17 protein-coding genes are annotated in these 20,148 nt (G+C 61.0%); 9 read left to right on the plus strand and 8 right to left on the minus strand.

Annotation, left to right across the window (positions count from 1 at the left end; all coding sequences use genetic code 11):
- Nucleotides 1-47: 47 nt before the first annotated feature.
- Nucleotides 48-1,829: an ABC transporter transmembrane domain-containing protein gene (locus AC1DRN_RS13505; protein WP_223463442.1), complete on the minus strand. Its 1,782-nt coding sequence runs from the start codon at nucleotides 1,827-1,829 to the stop codon at nucleotides 48-50.
- Between the two features lie 251 nt (nucleotides 1,830-2,080).
- Here AC1DRN_RS13505 and AC1DRN_RS13510 point away from each other — a divergent pair, with 251 nt between their 5' ends.
- Entirely contained in the window at nucleotides 2,081-2,260 is a 180-nt protein-coding gene (locus tag AC1DRN_RS13510) for a PA1571 family protein (RefSeq protein ID WP_223463413.1), read from the plus strand.
- A gap of 175 nt (nucleotides 2,261-2,435) precedes the next feature.
- Here the strand turns inward: AC1DRN_RS13510 and pdxB are convergent, their stop codons facing one another.
- Nucleotides 2,436-3,578: a 4-phosphoerythronate dehydrogenase PdxB gene (gene pdxB / locus AC1DRN_RS13515; RefSeq protein ID WP_223463414.1), complete on the minus strand. Its 1,143-nt coding sequence runs from the start codon at nucleotides 3,576-3,578 to the stop codon at nucleotides 2,436-2,438.
- A gap of 177 nt (nucleotides 3,579-3,755) precedes the next feature.
- Here pdxB and AC1DRN_RS13520 point away from each other — a divergent pair, with 177 nt between their 5' ends.
- A complete protein-coding gene (locus AC1DRN_RS13520; protein WP_223463415.1) occupies nucleotides 3,756-5,159 on the plus strand; it encodes an MATE family efflux transporter in 1,404 nt (467 codons plus the stop codon).
- A 124-nt stretch (nucleotides 5,160-5,283) separates the two neighbouring features.
- Here AC1DRN_RS13520 and tusA read toward each other — a convergent pair whose 3' ends face one another.
- Together tusA and rlmM are read right to left on the minus strand one after the other, a co-directional pair.
- Entirely contained in the window at nucleotides 5,284-5,535 is a 252-nt protein-coding gene (gene tusA, locus AC1DRN_RS13525) for a sulfurtransferase TusA (RefSeq protein WP_007987255.1), read from the minus strand.
- A gap of 170 nt (nucleotides 5,536-5,705) precedes the next feature.
- On the minus strand, nucleotides 5,706-6,779 hold the full coding sequence (rlmM, locus tag AC1DRN_RS13530) for a 23S rRNA (cytidine(2498)-2'-O)-methyltransferase RlmM (RefSeq protein ID WP_057715663.1): 1,074 nt from the start codon (nucleotides 6,777-6,779) through the stop codon (nucleotides 5,706-5,708).
- A gap of 365 nt (nucleotides 6,780-7,144) precedes the next feature.
- Here rlmM and acnA point away from each other — a divergent pair, with 365 nt between their 5' ends.
- A complete protein-coding gene (acnA, locus tag AC1DRN_RS13535) occupies nucleotides 7,145-9,886 on the plus strand; it encodes an aconitate hydratase AcnA (RefSeq protein ID WP_223463416.1) in 2,742 nt (913 codons plus the stop codon).
- A 23-nt stretch (nucleotides 9,887-9,909) separates the two neighbouring features.
- Here acnA and AC1DRN_RS13540 read toward each other — a convergent pair whose 3' ends face one another.
- Entirely contained in the window at nucleotides 9,910-10,773 is an 864-nt protein-coding gene (locus AC1DRN_RS13540) for a LysR substrate-binding domain-containing protein (RefSeq protein ID WP_108219222.1), read from the minus strand.
- 96 nt (nucleotides 10,774-10,869) lie between these two features.
- Here AC1DRN_RS13540 and AC1DRN_RS13545 point away from each other — a divergent pair, with 96 nt between their 5' ends.
- Entirely contained in the window at nucleotides 10,870-11,781 is a 912-nt protein-coding gene (locus tag AC1DRN_RS13545; protein WP_223463417.1) for a DMT family transporter, read from the plus strand.
- A gap of 130 nt (nucleotides 11,782-11,911) precedes the next feature.
- Here the strand turns inward: AC1DRN_RS13545 and AC1DRN_RS13550 are convergent, their stop codons facing one another.
- Entirely contained in the window at nucleotides 11,912-12,622 is a 711-nt protein-coding gene (locus tag AC1DRN_RS13550; protein ID WP_223463418.1) for a FadR/GntR family transcriptional regulator, read from the minus strand.
- Between the two features lie 281 nt (nucleotides 12,623-12,903).
- Between AC1DRN_RS13550 and AC1DRN_RS13555 the strand changes: the two genes are divergently transcribed.
- From AC1DRN_RS13555 to ampC, 3 genes are all read left to right on the plus strand, one after another.
- Nucleotides 12,904-14,250: an MFS transporter gene (locus tag AC1DRN_RS13555; RefSeq protein WP_223463419.1), complete on the plus strand. Its 1,347-nt coding sequence runs from the start codon at nucleotides 12,904-12,906 to the stop codon at nucleotides 14,248-14,250.
- Nucleotides 14,251-14,274: 24 nt separating this feature from the next.
- Complete coding sequence (gene gudD / locus AC1DRN_RS13560; protein ID WP_223463420.1) at nucleotides 14,275-15,618, plus strand: glucarate dehydratase; 1,344 nt, start codon at nucleotides 14,275-14,277, stop codon at nucleotides 15,616-15,618.
- 143 nt (nucleotides 15,619-15,761) lie between these two features.
- The gene (gene ampC / locus AC1DRN_RS13565) at nucleotides 15,762-16,871 is read left to right on the plus strand and encodes a class C beta-lactamase (RefSeq protein WP_457266113.1); all 1,110 of its coding nucleotides are present in this window, start codon (nucleotides 15,762-15,764) and stop codon (nucleotides 16,869-16,871) included.
- A gap of 202 nt (nucleotides 16,872-17,073) precedes the next feature.
- Here ampC and AC1DRN_RS13570 read toward each other — a convergent pair whose 3' ends face one another.
- Nucleotides 17,074-17,625 carry a DUF4174 domain-containing protein gene (locus tag AC1DRN_RS13570; RefSeq protein WP_223463422.1) on the minus strand — a complete coding sequence of 184 codons (552 nt, stop codon included), beginning with the start codon at nucleotides 17,623-17,625 and terminating at the stop codon, nucleotides 17,074-17,076.
- A gap of 180 nt (nucleotides 17,626-17,805) precedes the next feature.
- On the opposite strand from AC1DRN_RS13570, the gene AC1DRN_RS13575 reads away from it, so the two are divergent.
- The gene (locus tag AC1DRN_RS13575; RefSeq protein WP_223463423.1) at nucleotides 17,806-18,174 is read left to right on the plus strand and encodes a VOC family protein; all 369 of its coding nucleotides are present in this window, start codon (nucleotides 17,806-17,808) and stop codon (nucleotides 18,172-18,174) included.
- 20 nt (nucleotides 18,175-18,194) lie between these two features.
- Here AC1DRN_RS13575 and AC1DRN_RS13580 read toward each other — a convergent pair whose 3' ends face one another.
- A complete protein-coding gene (locus AC1DRN_RS13580) occupies nucleotides 18,195-18,980 on the minus strand; it encodes a sulfite exporter TauE/SafE family protein (protein WP_223463424.1) in 786 nt (261 codons plus the stop codon).
- Between the two features lie 329 nt (nucleotides 18,981-19,309).
- Between AC1DRN_RS13580 and AC1DRN_RS13585 the strand changes: the two genes are divergently transcribed.
- Nucleotides 19,310-20,131: an aldo/keto reductase gene (locus tag AC1DRN_RS13585; protein ID WP_223463425.1), complete on the plus strand. Its 822-nt coding sequence runs from the start codon at nucleotides 19,310-19,312 to the stop codon at nucleotides 20,129-20,131.
- The last annotated feature ends 17 nt before the right edge of the window (nucleotides 20,132-20,148 follow it).

Here is a 20,148-nt window from a genome sequence, read left to right on the forward strand (position 1 = left end):
AGGCCTTGAAGACGCAAAGATCAAAAGATCGCAGCCTGCGGCAGCACCTACAGTTCGGCGGTAACCTTGCCATCACTGAACTGCAACGCCGCCAACCGTGCATACAACGCATTGCTGGCAATCAGCTCCTGATGCGTGCCCACCGCCACCAGTTTCCCCTGGTCCATCACCGCAATTCGGTCGGCGTTTTTCACCGTGGCCAGGCGATGAGCGATTACCAGGGTGGTACGGTTTTTCATCAGGCTCGGCAGCGCCTGCTGGATCAGGTGTTCACTCTGGGCGTCGAGGGCGCTGGTGGCTTCGTCGAGGAGCAGGATCGGGGCGTCCACCAGCAACGCGCGGGCGATGGCCAGGCGTTGGCGCTGACCACCGGACAAACCGAGACCACCGTCCCCCAGATGAGTCTGGTAACCGTTGGGCATGGCTTCGATAAAGTCATGGGCATAAGCGATTTTTGCCGCTTCCTGTACCTCGGCCGAAGTCGCCTTCGGACTGCCGTAGCGAATGTTTTCTTCAATGCTGCCGAAAAACAGTGCCGGGGTTTGCGACACCAGGGCGAAACAGCGACGCAGGTCCAGCGGATCGAGTTGAGTCAACGGCACGCCATCGAGCAGGATGCGTCCCTCGGCCGGGTCGTAAAAACGCAGCAGTAAGTCATACACCGTCGATTTTCCGGCTCCCGATGGCCCGACCAGCGCCAGCGTCTCACCGGCATTGACGGTCAGGCTCAACCCGTCGACGGCATAACTTTGCGGCCGCGACGGGTAGGAAAAACGCACATTTTGCAGTTGCAGTTGGCCGTCGACCCGGTCCGGCAGTGTCACCGCGCCTGCCACCGGCGGCAGGATGATGTTTTGCGAACGCAGCAACTCGGCAATCCGCTCGGCCGCGCCGGCTGCCCGCTGCAATTCGCCAATCACTTCGCTCAAGGTGCCGAACGCGCTGCCGACGATCAGGCTATAGAACACGAACGCCGCCAGCTCGCCGGCGGAAATTCGCCCGGCGATGACGTCCATGCCGCCGACCCAGAGCATCACCCCGACCGCGCCCAATACCAGGACGATCACCAGGGTAATCAGCCAGGCCCGCTGGAAGATGCGCTTGCGCGCGGTGTTGAACGCCTCCTCCACGGTCACGGCAAACCGGCGCTCGTCCTCGGCCTGATGGTTGTAGGCCTGCACGGTCTTGATCTGGCCCAGGGTTTCGGAAACATAGCTGCCGATGTCGGCAATCCGGTCCTGACTCAGGCGCGAGAGGTTACGCACCCGGCGGCCGAAGATCAGGATCGGCGCGACCACCAAAGGCAAGGCCACCACCACGATACTGGTGAGCTTGGGGTTGGTGATGAACAGCAAGACGATCCCGCCGATCACCATCAACAGATTGCGCAGGAACAACGACAGCGAAGAACCGATGACCGATTGCAGCAGAGTGGTATCGGCGGTCAGGCGGGACTGGATTTCGGAGCTGCGATTGTCTTCGTAAAACCCCGGGTGCAGGTAAATCAGATGGTTAAACACCCGACGCCGGATATCGGCGACGCAGCGTTCACCGATCCACGACACCAGGTAAAACCGCGCAAACGTACCGATTGCCAGCCCCATGACCAGCAACATGAACAGAGTGATGGACTGATTGAGCAGATGCGGTGACTGGGTCATGAACCCCTGGTCCACCAGCAGGCGGATGCCCTGCCCCATGGACAAGGTGATGCCGGCGGTGGCGATCAGCGCCAGCAAGGCGCCAAAGGCCTGCCAGCGATACGGCGCAATGAAACGACGGGCCAGGCGAACGGCACGGCGGTGACGGGCAGAGAGCATCGCAATCATCCAGGACAAAGCAGTCATTAGGGTCAGCCTACACCGCTCAATGGGGTGGCTCGCTGCAAATCACAATGAGTCAGGTTAATTATGTCCACCAACACTAGAGGCTAGACGCTATTGGTCTAAAGTTCGGCTAGCCACGTGCCGGCATTTCTGGTGGACTGGTACTGTCCGCCCGGAAAGATCGCAGGGAGTTGTCATAGCGCGGTCACCTGGCGGTTCTACAGTAAGCACACAACCTGATGAGGAGACAGGCCATGTCCTTGCAACACAGCAGCGATGACAAGATTCAAGTGATCCGCACGCAACCAGACCAGTCTCTGGGTTGCTCGATTATTGACGAGCAGGGGCGCGAAGTACCGATCACTGAAAAAATGATCCAGAAAGCTTGCCGCGAACTGGAAAAGCGACTGGTCAAACCTGCCGAACAAGAGTGATATAGCCACCGTCTTCTTGGCCCGGCCCATGGTTGGCCGGGTTTTTTATGCCTGCTTATCCAATCCGGGACTGTGGCGCGCCCATCGCGAGCAGGCTCGCTCCTACAGGGGATTTGTTGTGCATGAAGATCCAGTGTAGGAGCGAGCCTGCTCGCGATAGGGCCGCCACGAACTATCAGATTGCCGTCGCCCCCAACGCCGCCACAATCCTCTGCAACTCAGGCGATTCACCTTCGATCCGCACCTGCAATCCGTCGATCTCCCGGCGCAACGGGTACTGCTTGCGCAGCACGTCGAATGCCGCACGCTGCTCGCTGACACTGCCGACCAGGCTGCGACGGAAATCCGCATCGTCACGACGCGGGTCATATACGCCACGGCACAGCATCGCCAAGGCCCAGGCCGGGTCGCTTTGCGCATTCAGGGTCACGTGCGACAGCCACGGTGCCGGCAGCAAATCGCTCAGGCTGACGCGGGCCGGTTGCCCGAGGAAATCGCAATACGCCTGATAAATCTGCGCGGTCCCTCGCTGCTTGCCGTCGAGGCTGTAACCGGCAATGTGCGGCGTTGCCAGCACGCACAGCTCGGCCAGCGCCACGTCGACTTCAGGCTCGCTTTCCCACACATCGAGCACCGCTTGCAGGTCTTCGCGTTCCAGCAGCACTTCGCGCAGGGCTGAGTTGTTCACCACCGGCCCGCGACTGGCATTGATCAGCCAGGTGCCGAACTTGAGCTGGTTCAGGCGTGTCTTATCGAACAAATGCCAGGTCGATAGCTGTCCCTGCCTGGTCAGCGGCGTGTGCAGGCTGATGACGTCGCACGCTTCGATGATCTGCTCGAGGCTGACGTAGTCACCGCCTTCAGCGGCCTGCCGTGGCGGATCGCACACCAGCACTTTCCAGCCCAGGCCTTGCAGGACTTTGACCAATCGCCCGCCCACTTCGCCGGCACCGACTACGCCATAGGTACGCCGGGTCAGGTCGACGCCTTCGATTTCGGCCAGGGTCAGCAAGCTGCCGAGCACATAGTCGACCACGCCGCGGGCATTGCAGCCCGGTGCGCTGGACCAGGTGATACCGGCCTGCTGAAAGTAATCCAGGTCCAGATGATCGGTGCCGATGGTGCATGTACCGACAAAGCGCACCTTGCTGCCTTCGAGTAGTGCGCGATCGACGTTGGTCACCGAACGCACCAACAGCACATCGGCCTGTTCGACCGTGGCACGGTCGATGGAACGACCCGGCACCCGGCGGATATCACCGAAGCCTTCGAAGAAGGCATCGAGCAGGGGGATATTTTCGTCGGCAACAATCAGCATGGCAGGCTCCTTTGGCGGATCGGCAGTGTAGGCGTAGATGACGCATCGCGCCTAGACGCATCTCTCTGTATCTGTAGGAGGGTTGATTACAAATCCACAACACGGGTCTTTTCCTGACCGCCGCGTCAACGCGTAGAATGCGCGCCTGTGCATCAACACCTTTTGGACGTTTCGCCATTGAATCCTGTAATCGAGAATACCGCCGCCATTTCGCCTGCGCGGACAACACCCGTTCGCCTGGAACTCAAAGGCCTGCTCAACCTGGCCCTGCCCATCATGATCGCGCAACTGGCCACCACGGCCATGGGCTTCGTCGATGCGGTGATGGCCGGCCGCGTCAGCCCACGGGACCTGGCTTCGGTGGCCCTGGGCAACTCGATCTGGATTCCCGTCTACCTGTTGATGTCCGGCGTTCTGCTGGCTACCACACCCAAGGTCGCGCAACGTTTTGGCGCCGGGCAGTTTGACGAGATCGGTCCGCTGGTACGCCAGGCGCTGTGGCTGGCACTGTGTGTCGGGTTGATCGGCAGCGGCCTGCTGCTCGGTGCCGAGCCGATCCTGCACTGGATGAAAGTCGATCCGCAATTGATCGAGCCGAGCATGGGCTACCTGCACGGGATCGCCTTCGGCTTGCCGGGCATGGCTTTTTATTACGTACTGCGCTGCTACAGCGATGGCATGGGGCGCACCCGTCCGAGCATGGTCATTGGCTTGTGCGGCCTGCTGCTGAACATTCCGCTGAACTATGCGTTGATCTATGGCCATTTCGGCGCACCGGCCCTGGGCGGCGTCGGTTGCGGCTGGGCCAGCGGCATCGTGATGTGGTTCATGGCGTTGAGCATGGCCGGCTGGACGTTCTGGGCGCCCTTCTATTCCCGCACCCGTGTGCTGGTGCGCTTCGACCGTCCGCAATGGGCCGTGATCAAGCGCCTGGTCGGCATTGGCCTGCCGATTGGTATCGCCGTCTTCGCAGAGTCCAGCATTTTTGCGGTCATTGCGCTATTGATTGGCAGTCTTGGCTCCACGGTGGTGGCCGGGCATCAAATCGCCCTGAATATCAGCTCGTTGCTGTTCATGATTCCCTATTCGCTGGGCATGGCGGTGACCGTGCGCGTCGGTCAGGCACTGGGGGCCGGCAACCCCTGGCAGGCGCGCTTCGCGGCGAAGGTCGGGCTCGGCGCGGCACTGGTGTTCGCAGCGTTCTCGGCGAGCCTGATCCTGCTGCTGCGCGAACCCATCGCCTCGATCTACACGCCTGACAGGAACGTGATCCAGATTGCATCGATGCTGATTGTCTATGCCGCGTTGTATCAGTTTTCCGATGCCATCCAGGTGATTTGCGCGGGCGCGTTGCGTGGCTACCAGGACACCCGGGTGACGATGATCCTGACCTTGTTCGCCTATTGGGGCATCGGTCTGCCGGTCGGTTACGTGCTGGGACTGACCGATTGGTTCGGTCCGGCCAGCGGCCCGAGCGGGCTGTGGGAAGGGTTGATTGCCGGCTTGAGCTGTGCGGCGCTGATGTTGTCGATCCGCCTGACGCTCAGTGCGCGCAAACGGATTCGTAACAGTCAGGGTTGATCGCCGCAACCCTGTAGGAGCGAGCTTGCTCGCGAAGGTCGTGAACGATAACGCGTAAACCAGATGCCCAACGGCGCCTTCGGTTTTTTCGCGAGCAAGCTCGCTCCTACAGGGGGGGGGCTGATCAGCCGGACTTCTTGCGAATCCAGTAGAGGTAGGTGCCCGCTTCTTCGTGCTGCGCCACCAGTTCGTGGTCAAGAAACACACAGAACTTGGGAATGTCGCGACGGGTCGACGGGTCAGTGGCGATCACCTTGAGCAGGCCGCCGGGCACCAGGTCACGGATGTGCTGGTGCAGCATCATCACCGGCTCGGGGCAGTTGAGGCCGGTGGCGTCGAGGGTGCCGTCTACCGGCGTATCAAGCATTTCACTCATGATTCACTCCTGAAACTGGCCGGCATTGTCGCGCATTGCCGGGTGTAACGTCATCTATGACACCTGTGGGAGCGAGCCTGCTCGCGATGGCGGTGGGTCAATCAACAAAAATGTTGAATGTGATGGCCTCATCGCGAGCAGGCTCGCTCCTACAGGGGGATTGCGGTGCTTCAGCGGGATTTGGGCTTCTTCACATCCAGCCGGCGCAAATGGCACGTCACTTCCTCACGGTCGTGGTACAGCTGCTTGCAGCCGATCTCGACCTTGATACCCCGTGCCTTGAAGCCATCGGCAATGCGCTCGAGCAAACGCTTCACTTCGGCATAGCGCTGTTTCATCGGCAGCTTGAGGTTGACCACCGCCTCGCGGCAATGGCCATCGCCGATCCACTCTTCCAGCATCGCGGCGTTGCGTGCCGGCTTCTCGACGATGTCGCAGACCATCCAGTCCACCGGTTGCTTGGGCTTGAAGGTGAAACCGTCGGCCATCAGATGTTGCACCAGCCCCGTGTCCATCAGGCTTTCGGCCATCGGCCCGTTGTCGATGGCGGTCACCAGCATGCCGCGGTTGACCAATTGCCAGGTCCAGCCACCAGGAGCGGCCCCGAGGTCGACGCCGGTCATATCGCCGTGCAGGCGCTCGTCCCACTGGTCGCGCGGGATGAAGTGGTGCCAGGCCTCTTCCAGCTTGAGGGTCGAACGGCTCGGTGCCTCGCGGGGGAATTTCAAACGGGGAATGCCCATCGGCCACATGGCCGAGTTGTTCGACTCGGCCAGGCCCATGAACACTTCGCGGCCGCTTTTGAAGGTCAGCAACAGGCGCGGCTTGTGCGCGTCTTCCACCAGCTTGCCGGCGGCCATCAACGCCTTGCGCAGGTGCACTTCGAATTTCTTGCAGAAGTTCGACAGCTCCTTGCCATCGTTGGTGTCGACCATTTCCAGCCACAGGCTGCCGCACAGCGGAAAGTCCGCCATATGCGCGAGGATCACGCTGATGCGGTCGGTTTCCGGCAGATCGATGAAGATCCCCCGGGCCCACTGGCGCGGGAAGATCAGCTCGGCAAAACGCTGCCCGCGCATCAGGCGCTCGGCGCCGTCTTCTTCGGTGCAGACGAATTCGGCGCAAGCCGTGGCGGCTTTGGCCTTGGCATAACCGGCCACGTTCAGCCGTGCGGCAAGGTCGGAAATCTCGGAACAGACTTCACCTTCGAAGCCCGGCCGGCAATGCATGAATAGGGTGTTCATTCTTACTCCTGGGCAATGGCGAGGAAATTCAGCCACTGCGCGATGCCCAGGCTTGCGTTGAAGCAAAGCCTGTCACGAAAACCCGCGCATGATAGCCGACTTCGGAACCTCGGACTTAGCGATAGAGTCCAGTTATTAGCCAGCTACTTAAAACAGGGCTAGGTTTAATGTTCTGCCCGTCCCCTCAGTCCGTCGCCATGCGGACTTGAACAGACTGTCTGAAAACGTAGCGAGCGAAGGCAAGACAAGGCAAAAACAGGCTTGGAAGCGGAGTTTACGAGTTGTAAATGAGCATTCCGAGCCTGTTTTTAACGCAGGATTGCCGAGCACAGTAGTTTTCAGACAGTCTGAAAGGAGTGATCGTAATGCCGTCGCTTAATAGCCTGAAAACGCTCAAGACTCTGCAAGTCGGCAACAAGACCTACCACTACTTCAGCCTGCCGGAAGCCGCCAGAAGCCTGGGCGACCTGGACAAGTTGCCGATGTCGTTGAAAGTCCTGCTGGAAAACCTGCTGCGCTGGGAGGACGAAAAAACCGTCACCGGCGCCGACCTCAAGGCGCTCGCCGCCTGGCTCAAGGAGCGTCGCTCCGAGCGCGAGATCCAGTACCGCCCGGCGCGGGTGCTGATGCAGGACTTCACCGGCGTACCGGCGGTGGTCGACCTGGCCGCGATGCGCGCGGCAATGGCCAAGGCCGGCGGCAATCCGCAGCGGATCAACCCGCTGTCGCCGGTAGACCTGGTGATCGACCACTCGGTGATGGTCGACAAGTTCGCCAGCAGCAGCGCCTTCGAGCAGAACGTCGACATTGAAATGCAGCGCAATGGCGAGCGTTATGCGTTCCTGCGCTGGGGCCAGAGTGCCTTTGACAATTTCAGCGTGGTGCCGCCGGGCACCGGGATCTGCCACCAGGTGAATCTTGAATACCTCGGCCGCACGGTGTGGACCAAGGACGAGGACGGCCGCACCTATGCCTTCCCCGATACGTTGGTGGGCACCGACTCCCACACCACCATGATCAACGGCCTCGGCGTGCTCGGCTGGGGCGTCGGCGGTATCGAGGCGGAAGCGGCGATGCTCGGGCAACCGGTGTCGATGCTGATTCCGGAGGTCATCGGCTTCAAACTCACCGGCAAGCTCAAGGAAGGCATCACCGCTACCGACCTGGTGCTGACCGTGACCCAGATGCTGCGCAAGAAAGGCGTGGTGGGCAAATTCGTCGAGTTCTACGGCGATGGCCTCGCCGACCTGCCGCTCGCCGACCGCGCGACCATCGCCAACATGGCCCCGGAATACGGCGCCACCTGCGGCTTCTTCCCGGTGGACGACGTCACGCTGGAGTACCTGCGCCTCTCAGGCCGCCCCCTCGAAACGGTGCAACTGGTCGAGGCCTACAGCAAGGCCCAGGGCCTGTGGCGCCTGCCTGGCCAGGAACCGCTGTTCACCGACAGCCTGGCGCTGGACATGGGGCGCGTCGAAGCCAGCCTCGCGGGGCCGAAACGCCCGCAGGACAGGGTATCGCTGCCGAATGTCGCCCAAGCCTTCAGCGACTTCGTCGACCTGCAATTCAAACCCGCCAGCAAGGAAGAAGGCCGCCTGGAAAGCGAAGGCGGTGGCGGTGTTGCCGTCGGCAATGCCGATATGGCCGGTGAAGCGGATTACCACCACGAAGGCCAGACCTATCGCCTGAAAAACGGCGCGGTGGTGATTGCCGCGATCACCTCCTGCACCAACACTTCCAACCCGAGCGTGATGATGGCGGCTGGGCTGCTGGCGAAGAAGGCCGTGGAAAAAGGCCTGAAACGCAAACCCTGGGTGAAGAGTTCGCTGGCCCCCGGCTCGAAAGTGGTCACCGACTACTACAAGGCGGCCGGTCTGACCCACTACCTCGATGAATTGGGCTTTGCCCTGGTCGGCTATGGCTGCACCACCTGCATCGGCAACTCCGGGCCGCTGCCAGAACCCATCGAAAAAGCCATCCAGCAAGCCGACCTCACGGTGGCATCGGTGCTCTCAGGCAATCGCAACTTCGAAGGCCGGGTGCACCCGCTGGTGAAAACCAACTGGCTGGCCTCCCCGCCACTGGTGGTCGCCTACGCGCTGGCAGGCACAGTGCGCACCGATCTCAGCCGCGAGTCGTTGGGCGATGACAAGGACGGCAAACCGGTTTACCTGCGGGACATCTGGCCAAGCAGTAAAGAAATTGCCGACGCGGTGAACCAGGTCAACACCGCGATGTTTCACAAGGAATACGCCGAAGTGTTTGCCGGAGACGCGCAATGGCAGGCGATCAAGGTTCCGCAGGCGGCGACCTATGTCTGGCAGGACGATTCGACCTACATCCAGCACCCACCGTTCTTCGATGACATCGGCGGCCCGCCGCCTGTGATCAAGGATGTCTGCGCAGCGAACATTCTCGCACTGCTCGGCGACTCGGTGACCACCGACCACATCTCCCCGGCCGGCAACATCAAGGCCGACAGCCCGGCAGGGCAATACCTGCGCGACAAAGGCGTGGAGCCACGGGACTTCAACTCCTACGGCTCGCGGCGCGGCAACCATGAAGTGATGATGCGCGGCACCTTCGCCAACATCCGCATACGCAACGAAATGCTCGGCGGCGAGGAAGGCGGCAACACCCGCTACATTCCCACAGGGGAGAAAATGCCGATCTACGACGCCGCCATGCGCTATCAGGCTTCGGGCACGCCGCTGGTGGTGATCGCCGGCCAGGAATACGGCACCGGATCGAGCCGCGACTGGGCGGCCAAGGGCACCAATCTGCTGGGGGTGAAAGCGGTCATCGCCGAAAGCTTCGAACGGATTCACCGCTCCAATCTGGTGGGCATGGGCGTGTTGCCGCTGCAGTTCAAGCTGGATCAGAACCGCAAGAGCCTGAAGCTCAACGGCAGTGAAACCCTGGACATCCTCGGCTTGACCGGTGTCGAACTGACGCCACGGATGAACCTGTCGCTGGTCATCACCCGTAAAGACGGCAGCAAGGAAAAGGTCGAGGTGTTGTGCCGGATCGATACGCTCAATGAAGTGGAATACTTCAAGTCGGGAGGAATTTTGCATTACGTGTTGCGGCAGTTGATTGCCTCATAACGGTTCGCCCCCACGAGTGCAAATCAGGCAAACTCCTCGCGCAGCATCGCCACGAACGCCTCACGCGCCGGGTGCACCCCGGCGTTTTCGTGCCAGTAAAAGAGGTTGTCGACGGCGGTCAGTTCGGGGAATTCAAACCCCGCACAGCCGGCACCTTTGGCGTACTGGTCGAACACGCCTTTGGGCACCAGTGCCACCCCAGCCCCGGCGCTGACACAACCGACAATCGCGCCATAACTGGCCAGGCTGACAATCGGCAGTGCCTGACCCTGTCGCAGCAACCAGTGTTCCAGCGCCGCCCGGTACGGACAGCCCTGCGGCCACATGAATACGGTCTGGTCCCGCAAGTCGCTGATGTCCCGCAGCGGCCCCAGGGAGGTCGAGGCGATCAGCAATAAATCCTCGCGGTACATCGGCGTGCGCTTGAGGTGCGAACGCTCGACATCCACCGCCACGATGGCGCCGTCGAGTTTGTGATTGAGCGTGTCGTCGAGCAACTGCCCCCAGGAGCCGGTGGTCAGCTCCAGCGCCACCTGCGGAAAACGCTTGTGGAATTTCGCCAGCAGACGCGGCAAACGCCCGGTGGCCGACGACTCGATTGCCCCGATTCGCAATGGCCCCGAGGGTTCGGCCGAAGGGTCGACCGCACGCTTGGCCTCGGCGGTGAGGGCGAGAATTTTCGAGGCGTAGGCCAGGAAGGTCTGCCCCGACGGGCTGATGCGCAGCCCTCGACCCTCACGCAGAAACAGCGCGACGCCGAGTTCGACCTCCAGAGCCTTGATCCGTGCCGTGATGTTCGACGGCACGCAATGCAGCACCTCGGCCGCACGGGCGATGCTGCCGACGTCGGCCACGGTCTTGAACATGCGAATCTGTGCCAGCTCCATACATCACCCATAGTGAACGGTTAGCGCAGTATAAGTCAGTTGTGGCGAACGATGCGCTTTCTGATACTCGGTGCATCCGCTCACAGGTGCACGACCATGACGCCGCTCACACCCTCCCCCGTTTCACCCTGGAAAATCATCCTGGCCATGACGTTTGTCGTGGCGTGCTGGGGGTATTCCCCAACCGGCATCCATATCGGCCTGCAGGCCTACGACCCCGTGCACCTGGCACTCCTGCGCTTCCTGCTGGCCTCCGTGTTCATGTCTGTGGTCGCGATATTCAAGGGCATTCGTTTGCCCAGGCTTCGAGATCTGCCGCTGATGTTCGGCCTGGGTTTCTTTGCCGTGAGCCTGCACCACGTGGCGATCAACTTCGGGCAGCAGGGTGTCAGCGCTGGGGCTTCGAGCGTCCTGGCCCAGACCACGCCGCTGTTCAGCACATTGATTGCGCGCTTCGTGTTCAAGGACCAGGTGAGCCTGTGGCGCTGGGGTTGTGTGCTGCTCGGGTTGTTTGGCGTGCTGATTGTGGTGGCGGGTGATCATGGCCTGGGCAGTATTGATGCCCACGGATTGCTGATCCTGCTGGCGGCGGTGTCCTGGAGTCTCTACTTTGCCCTGCAAAAGCATCACACCGGGCGTTACGACGGGCTGACGCTGGTGTGTTACACGGTGTGGTCCGGGACGGTGTTGTTGTTGATTTATCTGCCCGGCCTGATGGATCAAGTCGCGATTGCGCCGCTGCATGTGCAGTTCGCCGTGCTGGCGCTGGGGATTTTCCCGAGTGCCCTGGCGTACCTGGCCTGGGCCTATGTGCTGGCGCATGTCGACTTGAGCCGGGCGACGATGACGCTGTATCTGACGCCGCCGACGGCGATGGTCATTGCGTCTTATGCACTCGGCGAGCGGCCGACATTGATGATCGTGGTTGGTGGGCTGGTGGTGCTGGCGAGTGTGCTGGCGTTGAATCTGGAACGGCGGGTTGTGGTTGTTCAGGTTGCTCGGGTCTGATCCATGCTTTTTGTTGCCTGGACTGACGCCTTCGCGGGCAAGCCCGCTCCTACAGGGGTACGCATTCCAATGTGGGAGCGAGCCTGCTCGCGATGAACGATGACGCAGTGCATCTGAAAAACAGACAACCTCAACTAGCCGAAAACCGGTCACGACTGTTGGTCAGGTGCAGCCACATGGCCGCGCGCGCCGCGTCCGGGTCCTGGCGCTTGATGGCATTGAGGATCGCCTCGTGCTCAAGGTTGGCCAACTCGCCGAGCTTGCTCAAGTCCACCGCACCGCGCTCGGCGGCATTGACCCGGGTGCGCGGGATCATCGCACTGCCCAGGTGCTGCATGATCTCAGTGAAGCACACATTGCCGGTGGCTTCGGCGATCAGCAGATGAAAACGCCGGTCCGCTTCGACACAGCTGTCGTTGTTGGCCAGCAGGCTTTGATAGTCGTCCAGTGCTTCACGCATCTGCGCCAGCTGCAGATCGCTGCGGCGCGTTGCCGCCAGCGCCGCCGCCTGGGTTTCCAGGCCCATGCGCAACTCCAGAATACTGCGCACCCCCAACGCCGTATCGACATTCAGCCGCAACCCCTGCTCCGGCGCGCGCTCGATCACGAACGTGCCAATGCCATGCCGGGTCTCCACCAGTCCCGAAGCCTGCAACTTCGAGATCGCCTCACGCACCACCGTGCGACTGACCCCGTGCTCCTGAACGATGGTGTTCTCTGACGGCAACTTGTCGCCGGGCAACATCTGGCCGAGCAGGATGCGCTGGGTCAATTTTTCGACCAGATCATGGGCCAGGTTGTGAGTGCGCTTGCGGGCAGGCGCGTCGAGGTCTTCTTGCATGGGGATATCCGGAAAACAGGGCTATCGAATCGTAGCACCGCGCTTGGCGGGAATCCTGTAAAAATTCCACCCAACTTGTATGACAACACTCAACAACAAGCCCATAACGAGTCACTTCGATAGTCAGCCAGTTGCGCTAGCAGAATAAAAATTTGCTGATAAAGCGCCATTTCATTGGACAAACGGGGTTGCACGAAGAAAAAATCTAGTTGTATGATGTCTAGCAACATCGCAGCACCCAGCCCTACCCCGCATAAAAATAACGAGTGGGAGAAAACGCAGTGAATACATCCATCTCCGGGATGCACGACGACGCCAATTCAGCGCTGAAGTCCGCCATCGCCAAAGTCAAACGTCATGTCCTGCCGCTGTTCGTCATCATGTTCATCGTCAATTACATCGATCGCGTGAACATCGGTTTCGTCCGCACCCACATGGAGCACGACCTGGGCATTGGCGCTGCCGCCTATGGCCTCGGTGCCGGTCTGTTCTTCATCGGCTATGCACTGTTCGAAGTGCCCTCCAACATCCTTCTGCAGAAAGTCGGCGCACGTATCTGGCTGACGCGGATCATGCTGACCTGGGGCCTGGTCGCCGCGGGCATGGCGTTCATCCAGAACGAAACCCACTTCTACATCCTGCGTTTTCTGCTGGGTGTGGCCGAAGCCGGGTTCTTTCCCGGAGTGATCTACTACTTCACCCGCTGGTTGCCCGGCGTAGAGCGCGGCAAGGCGATTGCCATTTTCCTCAGTGGCTCGGCGATTGCCTCGCTGATCTCCGGCCCGCTGTCCGGTCTGCTCCTGCAAATCGAAGGGCTGGGCCTGCACGGCTGGCAGTGGATGTACTTCATCGAGGGCATGTTTTCGGTGGGGTTGTGCGTGTTTGTCTGGTTCTGGCTGGACTCCAGACCCCATGACGCCAAATGGCTGAGCCGCGAGGAGCAGGACGCACTGGTCAAGGCCATCGACGACGAACAACTGGCCCGGGAAGCGGCGACGCCGATCAAGCCGTCACTGGGCAAGTTGCTCAAGGATCGCCAGATCATCCTGTTCTGCCTGATCTACTTCTTTATCCAGCTGACCATCTACGCCGCTACGTTCTGGCTGCCGAGCATCATCAAGAAGATGGGCGACCTGAGCGACATCCAGGTCGGGCTGTTCAACTCGATTCCGTGGTTGCTGTCGATTGTCGGCATGTATGCCTTCGCGTCCCTGTCGGCCAAATGGAAACACCAGCAAGCCTGGGTCGCTGCCGCCCTGCTGATCGCCGCTGCCGGGATGTTCATGTCCACCACCGGAGGGCCAGTGTTCGCCTTCGTTGCGATCTGCTTTGCCGCACTGGGCTTCAAATCGGCCTCGTCACTGTTCTGGCCGATTCCCCAGGCCTACCTGGATGCGCGCATTGCCGCTGGCGTCATCGCGCTGATCAACTCGGTGGGCAACCTCGGCGGTTTCGTTGCGCCGACCACCTTCGGCCTGCTCGAAGCAAACACCGGTTCGATTCAGGGCGGGCTGTACGGCCTGGCCGCGACCTCGATCATCGCCGCCATCATTGTGTTTGCCGCCCGCAACACACCGAAACCCGCACCCGCCGGCGCGCCGGGCAATCCCGCACCCAACCACGCCTGAATTCAGCTTTTTAAGGATTGGAAAATGAACCCACAAGACACCGCAAAAGCCCCGGTCATCACCAGCATGCAAGTGGTTCCGGTGGCCGGCCACGATGGCATGCTGCTCAACCTGAGCGGCGCCCACGGCCCGTTTTTCACCCGCAATATCGTGATCCTCAAGGACAACGCCGGCCACACCGGCGTCGGCGAAGTACCGGGGGGCGAGCGCATTCGCCAGACCCTCGAAGACGCACGTAGCCTGGTGGTCGGCAGCCCGATTGGCACTTACCAGAAGATCCTCAATCAGGTGCGCCAGACCTTCGCCGACCGCGATGCCGGTGGGCGCGGTTTGCAGACCTTCGACCTGCGCATCACCATCCACGCCGTCACCGGCCTGGAAGCCGCATTGCTCGACTTGCTCGGCCAGCACCTGGACGTGCCGGTGGCCGCCCTGCTCGGCGAAGGCCAGCAGCGCGATGAAGTGAAGATGCTCGGCTATCTGTTTTATGTCGGCGATCGCAACGAAACCGACCTCGCCTACCGCAGCGAACCGGACGCCGACAACGACTGGTTCCGGGTGCGACACGAGAAAGCCATGACCGCCGATGCGGTGGTCCGCCTGGCCGAGGCGGCCCATGCCCGTTACGGCTTCAAGGATTTCAAACTCAAGGGCGGCGTGCTCAGCGGCGACGCGGAAATCGAAGCAGTCACGGCCCTCGCCGAACGCTTCCCCGATGCGCGCATCACCCTCGACCCGAATGGCGCCTGGTCACTGAAAGAAGCCATCCGCCTGTGCCGCGATCAGCACCGCGTGCTGGCCTACGCCGAAGACCCGTGCGGGGCGGAAAACGGTTACTCGGGGCGCGAAGTCATGGCCGAATTCCGCCGCGCCACGGGCCTGAAAACCGCGACCAACATGATCGCCACCGACTGGCGTGAGATGGGCCACGCGATCCAGTTGCAGTCGGTCGACATTCCCCTGGCCGACCCGCACTTCTGGACCCTGCAAGGCTCGGTGCGCGTGGCGCAGATGTGCCACGAATGGGGCCTGACCTGGGGTTCGCACTCCAACAACCACTTCGATATTTCCCTGGCGATGTTTACCCATGTGGCGGCGGCCGCTCCGGGCGAAATCACCGCCATCGACACCCACTGGATCTGGCAGGACGGCCAGCGCCTGACCAAGGCCCCGCTGCAAATCGTCGACGGCTGCGTGCAGGTACCGCAGAAACCGGGGCTGGGGGTGGAACTGGACATGGACCAGGTTGCCAAAGCTCATGAACTGTACAAAGGCATGGGCCTGGGGGCGCGGGATGACAGCGTGGCGATGCAGTTCCTGATTCCCGGCTGGAAGTTCGATAACAAGCGGCCTTGCCTGGTGCGTTGAGTTGACGGTTGCGCGAGGCCGCCTGTTGGCGGCCGATTTTAAAAAACGCTCGGAGCATGGCGCTTCACGCCCTAAAATGGCGCGCAACTGAATCAACGACGGATGAAACCAACATGGACAGGCTGAAAACCATCGCCGCTTGCATGGCGATAGTCGCCGCAGGCCAATGCGTGGCACAGGATCAAATCGAGACAGTGGTGAACGCCGCTGTACAACCGGTGATGCAAGCCGAGGGTATCAACGGTATGGCCGTGGCGATCACCGTCAACGGCCAGGCGCATTACTTCAACTATGGCGTCGCCTCGACAGAAACCGGCAACCCCGTCACGCAAGACACCCTGTTCGAAATCGGCTCCGTCAGCAAGACCTTCACCGCCACCCTCACAGCTTATGCACAGGCCTCGGGCAAGCTGTCGCTGTCGGACAAGGCCAGCCAGGTCCTGCCGGCCTTGCGCGGCAGTGCGTTCGACCATATCAGCGTGCTGCAACTGGGTACCTACAGCGCTGGCGGCCTGCCGCTGCAATTCCCTGCCGAATCTGATTCGGCCGACAAGATGCTCGGCTACTACAAACAATGGAAACCGCTCTACGCCCCCGGCAGCCACCGACTGTACTCGAACCCCAGTCTTGGCCTGTTCGGCTACCTCGCTGCGCAAAGCATGGGCCAGCCGTTCGATGAGCTGATGGAGAAAACCCTGCTGCCAAAACTGGGCCTCAAGCACACCTATGTGCATGTGCCACAGGATCAGATGGCGCTGTACGCCCAGGGCTACAACCAGGACGGCAAACCGGTACGGGTCACTCCGGGGGCGCTGGATTCCGAGGCGTATGGGGTGAAAACCAGCGCCGCGGACTTGCTGGGCTATGTCGGCGCGAACATGAAGCCGGCGTCCCTGGAAAAGCCGTTGCAGCAAGCCATCGCCCTGACTCATAGCGGTTACTACACCGTCGGCGATATGACCCAGGGCCTGGGCTGGGAGATGTATCGCTACCCGATCACACTGGATCGCCTGCTGGACGGCAACTCCACGCCGATGGCCATAGAGGCCCACAAGGTCCAATGGCTGAACCCGCCGCAGGCGCAGCCGCAGAACGTACTGGTCAACAAGACCGGTTCAACCGGGGGCTTTGGTGCTTACGTGGCGTACGTGCCATCGAAGGACATTGGCATTGTGATGCTGGCCAACAAGAACTACCCGAATGCGCAGCGGGTCAGGATTGCTCATCAGATTCTGAGTGCCCTGACTCAATAAGCCTTGCCGCCTTCTCCATAGATAAGGGCGACCTCTAGAGGTAATGCCGATCAGTTAACGCTTCGAACACCGAAACCCTGTGGGAGCGAGCTTGCTCGCGATGACGATCGCATAGTCGACACCTGCGTTGCCTGACAGTCCGCCATCGCGAGCAAGCTCGCTCCCACAGGTTAATTGCTCACCACCAGAATTCAGTGTCAGTTCAATCATCCGGCATTTCAGCCGGCTTGGCGGCCTTCGCCGGTTTGCTGTTTTTCGCGGGCTTGGCGCCCTTGGCCGCAGGCTCCGCCTCAGTGACCGGAGCCGCCACGGTCGCGGTGAATTCTTTCTCGGTCGCCGGCAACTGATCGACAGCGCTGAAAATCGTTTCCAGCTTGATGGCGTCCGATTGTTCGAGTTTCTTTTCGCCGTCCTTGCCGACCAGGATGACCTTGGTCTTGGCGCCGGCACCCAGCTTGAGCGAGCGGATCAGTGCCGCCGTGTCTTGTGGCCCGAGGTCTTTGCCGTCGCGCTGGCCCATCAGGTTGAGCACGGTGTAGAGCACCATGTTGCGGTCGGTGAATCCCTGGCGATTGGCCGGTTCATCCAGCGACTTTTTCAGGCCGGTCCAGACCGGATCAACAGCACTCGGAGCGATGACTATCAGTGGCCGGGCCCTGCCCTTGTCCATGTCCAGCGGTGAGTCGCCATCAGCGGCGAACGAAGTGCCGGCAATCGCCAGCAAGGTAGCCAGGGTCAGTGACCTGATGAGCATGCGCATCTCCTTTTGATATCCACGCTCTAATGATTGCGCATTGCGGCGATCGTTCCGGGTGACGTACCGCAAATATGTCTCGCCTTGCCCCAAGCTTAGGTCAGGGCGGTCATTGCGCAACAGGCTGGGCTAATCTGAAGACACATGACAACCCGCCTGATCCGTCGTGAGGACTTGCCCATGAGCGCTCAGTTGAACCACACCATCGTCTGGTGCCGGGACAAGCAGGTTTCGGCGAATTTCCTGGCCAGCCTCCTTGGCCTGCCCGCCCCGCAGCCTTTCGGGCCCATGCTGATCGTCAAGCTGGATAACGGCGTGTCACTGGATTTCTACGACAACGACCCGCCGATAGCGTCCCAGCACTATGCATTCTTGATGGGTGACGAGGATTTCGATGCGGCCTTCGCACGCCTGCAAGCCAACGGTCAGCCATGGTGGGCCGACCCGTGCAAGCAGCGACTGAGGGAGATCAATGATTACGCGGGAGGAAGGCGGGTGTATTTCGATGACCCGGACGGGCATCTGCTGGAAATATTCACCCGCGAATGAAACTGGCGTGGCGGCTTGTATCAGAACGCCAGTTTGTAGCCGATCAACAACAGCATGGTCGCCAGGCAAGGGCGCAGCAGTTCGTCGGAGATGCGCCCGGTCAGGTGGCTGCCCAGGTAAATCCCCGGCAATGAGCCCACCAGCAAGTAACCCAGGACGTGCCAATCCATGTTGCCCATGCTGGCATGGCCAAGGCCCGCGACCAGGGTCAGCGGCACGGCGTGGGCGATTTCAGTCCCCACCAGGCGGCGGGTCGGCAGCATCGGATAGAGGATGAACAGTGCCACGGTGCCCAGCGCACCAGCACCGATGGATGTCAGCGCGACCATGGCGCCAAGGACCAGCCCGGTGATGACCGTCATCACATTCAGGCGCAATCCGCTGGGGTGGTAGTTGCCGCCCGCACGTTTGTGGGCGAAGTCGAGCAGGCGCTTCTTGAACAGGATCGCCAGTGCCGTGGCAAACAACACAAAACCCAGGGCCTGCTTGATGATCGCGTTCATCGCCTCGGGGGCGCTGTGCAGGGTGCTGAGGAACCACAGCGTCAACGCCACCGCGGGCACGCTGCCCAGGGTCAGCCAGCCGGTAATCGCCCAGTCGATGTTGTTGTTCTTGCGGTGAACCAGTACACCGCTGGACTTGGTGATGGCGGCGTACAGCAGGTCGGTACCGACCGCCGTCGCCGGGTTGATGCCGAACCCTAGCAGGATCGGCGTCATGAGCGACCCGCCACCCACGCCAGTCATGCCGACGATGAAGCCGACGACCAGCCCGGCAACGACCAACCCGATGTTCACTAAATCCATGAATACGTCCACAAAGATCGCAAGGGAAATCTGGCCCGCAGCATAGCGATATTTCTTATAACCAGTTATATCGATGCGATCTATCTTTATACCTTAAGCACTTCCCTTGTGGGAGTAATTTCACCTGTATGTTTAGACTTGAAGGGGGGGCCGACGGTGGGGATCGCCGCTGGCTGCCATGGATAGAGTCGGGCATGGCGAAAAAGTGCAGTATCGGCACACAAGGTCCAGCTCAAAAGATCGCAGCCTGCAGCAACCCCTGCGGGGGAACCGATGGACTATTGTGCTGCCCATTGAAACAACCATCGGCATTCATAAAGGAGGTTTGCATGCGCACGCTTGAATTGGCTGGCGCCAGGGTCCCTGTTATCGGCCAGGGGACCTGGCAGATGGGCGAAGACCGCTCACGGCACACGGAAGAAGTCGCGGCCCTGCGCCTGGGCATCGAACTGGGCATGACCCTGATCGACACCGCTGAAATGTACGCCGAAGGCGGCGCCGAGGAAGTGGTCCGCGATGCCATCGCCGACCAGCGCGACAGCGTCTTTCTGGTCAGCAAGGTGTACCCGCACAATGCCAGCCGCCAGGGCATTCCCCTGGCATGTGAGCGAAGCCTGCGCCGGCTCGGCACCGATTACATCGATCTGTATCTGCTGCATTGGCGCGGCCAGTATCCCCTGGAGGAAACCGTTGAAGCCTTCGAACGCCTGCGCGAAGACGGCAAGATCGGTCGTTGGGGCGTGTCCAATTTCGACCTCGACGACTTGCTGGAACTGGACGCCCCGGCCTGCGCCACCAATCAGGTGCTCTACAACCTGGCACAACGGGGCATAGAATTTGATTTATTACCCTGGAGCCATCAACGACGGCTGCCGGTCATGGCTTACTGTCCGATCGACCAGGGCGGAAAAATGCTCGCCAATGCCACTCTCAAACAGGTGGCCGCCCGACACGGCGTGACGCCGGCACAAGTCGCGCTGGCATGGATTGTGCGTCAGGACGGCGTGATCGCTATCCCCAAAGCGGTCCGCCCCGAGCATGTACGGCTCAATGCCCAAGCTGCCCGATTGCAGCTTGAAGCCGGGGATCTGGAGGCGCTGGACCAAGCGTTTCACGCGCCACAACGCAAACAGCGGCTGGCCATGGTCTGAACCACCGCAGTCAGTCA

The organism is Pseudomonas sp. P5_B3 (genome assembly GCF_056400405.1).